This window comes from Candidatus Dadabacteria bacterium, assembly GCA_026706695.1.
In the GTDB taxonomy this organism is placed as follows: domain Bacteria; phylum Desulfobacterota_D; class UBA1144; order Nemesobacterales; family Nemesobacteraceae; genus Nemesobacter.
This window is the reverse complement of the sequence record JAPOYE010000001.1, coordinates 1-6402: the sequence shown is the minus strand read 5'-3', so window position 1 is coordinate 6402 and position 6402 is coordinate 1. Positions and strand designations below refer to the sequence as shown.

The following is a 6402-nucleotide window of genomic DNA, read 5'->3' as shown; positions in this document are numbered from 1 at the left end:
ATTAGTACCTGTCAGTCATGAGTAATTCCCCCGAATATCTTGAGCGTGGCGAGAGGGCACGTCTTTTTCCAGTTCTTGCAGAGACTTCAAAAGAAGGACGCTGCACACCGATTCTTTACAGTTAGCCGCCTAATCCGTTAACCCGCTCAATTTTTCAATAAGGGGAGGAAGATCGTCTGTTATCGTGTCCCACAGTATATCTGTATCGGTAACCATGGATTAGCCGGTTACGCATTCCGATAATCTTGTGCCAAGGAATCTCCGGATGGCGCCCCTGAGTCGTTTCAGAAACGCGGTTTGCGGCTTCTCCCACTGATGACTATCTCAATCAGTCGCGTTAATGCTAACTGCAGTGTCCTGTTGTTTTCCAGTTGCTCGCGACTTGTCTTCCCCAATAAATCCACGGCTTCTCTCGCATGGCTGAGCATATCCCCGATGCTCGTATGATCGTCACGCCTGCTCATACTGTACCTCTGCCAACCGCAATACTTCATCTCGAAATCTAGGATGAAGTCCTTTTACGGTGTGCAGTTCCGCATTGCGACCCAGAATTTCAGTTAGCTCAATTTCCAATCCCGCAAGCGTAATAAAACCGATTCGGGCGTCCCGCTCGAATTCCACCAGTACATCTATATCGCTGTCGGAGCCAAAATCATCCCTGATCGCTGAACCGAAGAGCGACAGTCGCGTTATACGGTTACGGCGACAGAATTCCGCAACCATCTTTTTTGGTATATCTATTTGCACACTCATTTGTTCATGGCATTAAGGTTCAGAGGAATTTTACACACAGCAACTGAGTCAATTCCGCACAACTCAACCCTCTTCCCCGCTACCCGTAACAAATTATACGGAAGATTACGGCAAAAATACACCGAGAGGGAAGACTTGTTCGAACTAGAAAGATATCACCAATGCTCAGCTGATTCCTAGTTGTTCTTCCCTTTTATCTGTTTGTGTATGTGTGCTTGTGGGAGAGTTCCGTGCTCTGGAACTTGCGGTATACGTAATTGTTGCACATTTGCTCCAAAAACAGACATGAACCGGTTTCTCTTGAAAACCTCTCGCCGCGCAAGTGCAGTTATGCGGAACTGAAAAAGACCATTTCAGATGTCAAGCAGTGAGTTTCCTTTTTCTCAGTCTGCGGTAAGCTAAACGTGTATTGCGGACAGGCAAGACCCGCACTCTCAAACTCCCGGTCTGCTGGCATATGTCTGTTTATCTGAAATTCGACACGAAAGTTGCGTTGCTTCTGACTACCAGCTTCCCAAGTAGCGGGAGCGAAGATACGAAACCTCTGACCCCGGTTGAGTGGAACCGTCTTTTCGACTGGCTTTTGTCAGAAGATCTTTCCCCGGGAGCCCTGATGAAAAGGAATGCCGCACGGATAATTTCGTACTTTGATGATGAAACGGTTACGCCACAACGAGTTGAATCACTGCTTGACCGCGATCTGCCCGCGAACTTTTTAGAATGGGATGATGCATTCATCCGGTATATCACCAGCACGGACTCTTACTATCCCGCAACTGTCAGAATAAGGCTCCGTGAAAACGCGCCCCCGGTACTGTTTGCACGCGGAGATATCCGCCTGCTTGATTACAGATATAAAAAACTCGCAGTGTTCGGTTCCAACAAGGCAGGCGGAAAACACCTGAATTATGCCGCGGCGCTCGGGAAGACATCCGCAAGGCACGGATGCTGCGTTGTATCACGCGGGGCCAGCAGAATAGAGAAAGAGGCAACCTTCGCGGCGATTCGCGCTGGCGGGCACGCTATCTGGGTTGTGCCCGGCAACCTCAGAAATATCTGCATGAACGAAAAATACGAGAAGCACTTGCGCCGCGATTCCCTGCTTCTCCTCTCTCACCGCAATCCTGACGCGGAGCTGAGCATTTCAGGCTCCATGGAGCGAAACCGCATTATCTACGGCCTGGTAGATTCTTCATTCATAGTCCATTCGGGAAACGGCACGGGAATAACGTGGGACAGCGCAATTGAAAACCTCAGAAACAGGCGGGGAAGGCTCTGGGTCAGGAAGAATCCCGACCAGTCATCAGGAAACGCCCGCCTTGAGAACGAGGGAGCTTCTCCGGCCCCCTGGAAAATAAATGAGCTTGACTTCCCTTTGCTCTTCGCCCACGACATAAGGGGCAATCCCGAATTCGAAAACTACGGCGACTTTCTCGACAAACTCAAGAGCCTGTGCTCTGACACCGCCCGCAAACCGGCTGAACTCGGTGAGCTCATCTCCATATCCAACAAGCAATTCTATAAGTTCCTGTGGCAGGCCGAAAAGGAAGAGAAAATCAAAAAGATTGAAAGGCCGAGAAGATACGTGTGGATAAACTGGGAACTGATCCGCTACGAAGCGTTCCTCGAAAGACTCAGGGACATGTGCTCTGACATCGCCCGCGAAACCGACAAACTGAGAGAAGGGATTCCGGCAAGCAAGTTTCATTTCCGTACCCATCTGAGCAGGGCGGAATACGAGGAAAAAGTCAAAAAACTTCCCAGACCACAAAGATACCTCTGGATAGACCCCGAGCTTGAAGACTACGAAGCGCTGCTCGAGAGAATCCGCGCCACATGCTCGGGAGACCCATGCGAATTTACCCGGATGAATGAAAAAATTCCCGTGGTCAGAAGCGTACTTGAACGGGCGCTTGAGAGAGCGGCAAGCGAAGAAAAGCTGAAAAAGGTGAAAGGAAAGGGACCGCGAAGATATATCTGGCTCGAACCGGCGAAGCAGCATGAACTGCCTTTACAGCGGGCCTGAACAAGAAGGACTCAAAGTCTCCCAGAATCCGAACTTCATAAACTTATCTCCGCGTCAGGGTCTCCTGACTCAAAAGCGTTCATGTAACCAAGACAGAGCTCACAGGACAGATACGAACCGTAAGCTTTGGTTTCCTGGGCTTCCACTATCGGAAAAGTAGAAAAAACATAACGCACATCTTTGCGGTCGGTAATACCGTAAAGATGGAAAAACACCGTGTCAAGCTTTGCGCGAAGCCGTAATCGCCGCTCCTCGTCCCAGAGAAACGGCGGTTTCACCTTGCCTTCCTCATCAACATACCCCATATCAAGGGCAAACGGCGCCATGTCATGGGCCGTATAGACAAGTTCCAAAACGGCTTCGCGTACAATTTCTCCGGCTGTTTTGGGGCCAAAATTTGCGGTTCCATAATTATCCGCAGGGATTACAGGCAGCTGTTCAACTATGTACCAGTTCAAGTGGGTACTCTGAACCTTTTGACGTACAATATAATCAAGGAGAATGGAGTTGAAATTCGCAATTAGACAGGATGCCAGATGGTGGTACGTGTTTAAACAATCTCCAGTTAAAATCGGAAGTGTATTCCCCAATCCGACGAACGGAACGACTGTGGCGATCATCGTCCTGGCATTTGTTGGATTTGTGATGTCACGAAATGCTATGGCCCACTCCAAGCCATTCGAGAAACTCACTTTTTCGGCGGGAACCCAGTATTGAGGCGTAGGAACAAAACTGGGGTCGGCTTTTTGCGCCGGTGATATATCTCCACTTAACGCGGGGTTGTGGAGATTTTCCGGGTTTGTCTTTACTGAAGCGGCTCTATGATCAAACTGGTGGATCATGCGGCCGACATAAAGCGGCACCCATTCCCCTTGCGGGCTGCCGAACCTGTTGCCCCCAATCGGATAGGCTTTTTCTTTTTCCTCAAGCTGTTCGCGCGTACGGAAAAGTCCCGAGTCATTGGTCATATCAAACATGCGAATGTATTTCACAGGCCATGTTCTTACTTCTTCTCCGCTTGACCGGTCAACCAGAACAGGCACGCGCTTGTAGATTTCCCTGGTAAGCTGCGCGTCTCTTCTTGACCGGAAAATCGGCATTGTGCCAGTATTAGGATTGATCAGTGTAAGTTCCTCAGAAGTAACGGGGAAACAACGATTGGCATTTTCAAGTTCGGAAATATCCTGAAGGAAAAAAGCGCACTGAGTGGGCCCAGCAACCGGCGACGGACTGAAAACCGCGATACAAAACTTGAAACGACCATCAACATCCGGAAAAAATGGCGAGGCCTTAAAGCGTGTTCGCCGATTCTCAAAGTCATAAAAGGCTTTCAGTTTCCCTTCGGTCGCCACTTCCTTAAAAAATTTCGCCGAAGTCCTGTCAGACGCGATACCTGAGGGAACAAGAAGGCCTATCATCCCGTCAGGTTTTACGATCTTCATGGCGCGTTCAACGAAAAGAGAGTAGAGATTGATATCCCCGCCGGAAAGCAAAGGATAGTCGCGGCAGGCTCTGGCCACGCGGGCCGTTTGTTCCGTCCGCTGTTTAGCTCTATTGAAATCTTCCGCAAGCGGATCTCCCATCTTCTCAAGCTCAGCTATCATACGTTTTCTCTCCGCTGCGCGCGGCGCGTGGGCAATCTCCGGGCGACGTGCCGCGAACCACTCGACCTGCTGCAGTTTTATTCTGTCCCAAGGCGGATTGCCGATTACGGCGTCAAAACCGCCGTGCGGTCCAGAACTGTCCCAGTCAGACCACACCCCCGGAAACATAACCTGCCAGTTGCAGAAACGTTCTTCCACTATCAGTTCCCGGGCTTTTCCGAAAAGCTCCGTAAAACGCTCGGACTGAGTTTTCCCGTTTTTGATATCAGACTTGCCAAGTGCGATGTCGACAGGGTCGCCCAGCGTGCCTACAAGAAAAGCATTGAGAGCCTCTTTATCCTCACGGTCCTTTATATTCAGCCAGTCAAAGGCATGTATGAGCGAGAGGAAGGAATCAAGGGGCGCGGTATCTCTCTTGATTCCCCTGAATATATCGGCGGAGCGATGAGCCTCTGATATTTCTTCGTCGGTCAGACTCTCAACTATCTGCATATGGGCCGCAGTCTGTTCCGCCCGGTCCAGCCGTTCTCCGAGCAGAAGACGCCCTCCGTTTTCCTTGGCTTTCCCAAGCCCTTCCCTCACCCACGAACCGAACAGACTGTTTCCGCAGCGCAGGTGGTGATCAATGAAATTAAGAGGAGCCCCGGGAGTAAACGTGTGAAGCCAGAGAGAAACCTTGGCAAGCTCAACAGCCATAGGGTTTCTGTCAACCCCGTAAACGCAGCGCTTAAGCACCATGCGTCTTATTACGTCGCGGTCTTCAAGATGTTCATAGTCAACGCTCCATTTTCTTTTTTGGGCATTCACCATTATCCTGTTGCGAATCCTCTCAATCCGCTCGTTTAAAGGAGAGACGTAATTCTCCACAAGGGCTTCCGAGTCGGCCATAGCCGATATCACGCTGTCGGCAAGAAAATCCACAAGACACACAAGAAAATGGCCGGAACCCATAGCGGGATCGCAGACTTTAAGCTCAAGCAGACGCTCCGCCGGGTCATACTCTTCTTTAAGAGACCCGAGCATGAAATCATCTGACAATTCGCTTGCGGCAAGTTCCCTGGCTTTGGACTCAAATTCATCCATGCGTCTTCGCACAAGGGGTTCAATAGTTTCCTTTACTATCAGACCGACAAGGTCATCAGGAGTGTAGTAGCTCCCAGAGTCTTTTCTCGCGAAAACATTCGGGCGAACGACCACTTCTCTGTTTTCGCGAGCAAGTTCGTATTCAAGCAGGCGTTCGTATATGGACCCCAGCTGCTGCACCCCGAGATCGCGGTAGTTGATATAATGCCGTCCCTGTTCCGTCCGTTCAAAGGAAAGCGCGTCAATCAGATCCGCCATAACACTGTCGCTGAGTTTTATCTCTTCAAGAAGCGGTGTCGCCTCGCGGTCAAAAAGACCTCCATTATAAGGAGGAAGTCCTATCGATGTGTCGCCTTCATCCATAGCCAGGCAAAGATCATCAATCGCGCTCCAGTAACGGGCCGCTTTTTCGGAAAAGATATCGTTCTGGTCCTTGCGGCGTCCGACGTCGAGACGCACCTTGTCCCGAAGAGCGTAATCATCATAGCGACTGTCGTTAACCGGAAGCAGGTCCCGATCTTCTGCGTACAGTATGAAAAGAAGACGGTAAAGGAATATCAGCGCGGCGTCTCGCACCTGCTCCAGGGGAGCTTCAGGGGCGGCGGCGGACATGGCGCGGGCAAGATCCGGAAAAACTTTTCTGAAAACCAGTTCGGAAAGGCTGCCGGCTACGCGTTCTTCATAGAACCTGCTTTTTTCAATAGAGCGCTGGTGGAATGTGCGGGGGTCGGAAGGCCCGGGAACAAATGCCTCGCGCCTGAAAATAAGAATGAACACGGAAAGCCAGTGGCGGCGCCTGTCTTCCGCAAGAACAACAGCGTCCCGCCCGTCTCCGTAGACATTCAGAATTTCTCCGAGATCAATTTCAAGGAACTGCTCTGAGACCGACCGGGTGCCCTGATAGTAAAGCCGCCATCTCGCTCCATTTGTCAGAAT

General features: G+C 50.6%; 4 protein-coding genes. 1 reads left to right on the top strand and 3 read right to left on the bottom strand.

Annotated features, from left to right (window positions below; translation table 11 throughout):
- Nucleotides 1-154: 154 nt before the first annotated feature.
- Together OXG10_00020 and OXG10_00015 are read right to left on the bottom strand one after the other, a co-directional pair.
- Nucleotides 155-313 (bottom strand): DUF86 domain-containing protein, encoded by a 159-nt coding sequence (locus OXG10_00020; protein MCY3825759.1) that lies wholly within the window; start codon nt 311-313, stop codon nt 155-157.
- 137 nt (nt 314-450) lie between these two features.
- Entirely contained in the window at nt 451-753 is a 303-nt protein-coding gene (locus OXG10_00015; GenBank protein ID MCY3825758.1) for a nucleotidyltransferase family protein, read from the bottom strand.
- A 457-nt stretch (nt 754-1210) separates the two neighbouring features.
- Between OXG10_00015 and OXG10_00010 the strand changes: the two genes are divergently transcribed.
- A complete protein-coding gene (locus OXG10_00010; GenBank protein MCY3825757.1) occupies nt 1211-2779 on the top strand; it encodes a DNA-processing protein DprA in 1569 nt (522 codons plus the stop codon).
- Nucleotides 2780-2814: 35 nt separating this feature from the next.
- Here the strand turns inward: OXG10_00010 and OXG10_00005 are convergent.
- Nucleotides 2815-6402, bottom strand: a 3588-nt coding sequence (locus OXG10_00005; GenBank protein MCY3825756.1) for a restriction endonuclease, incomplete at its 5' end; no start/stop codon positions are given.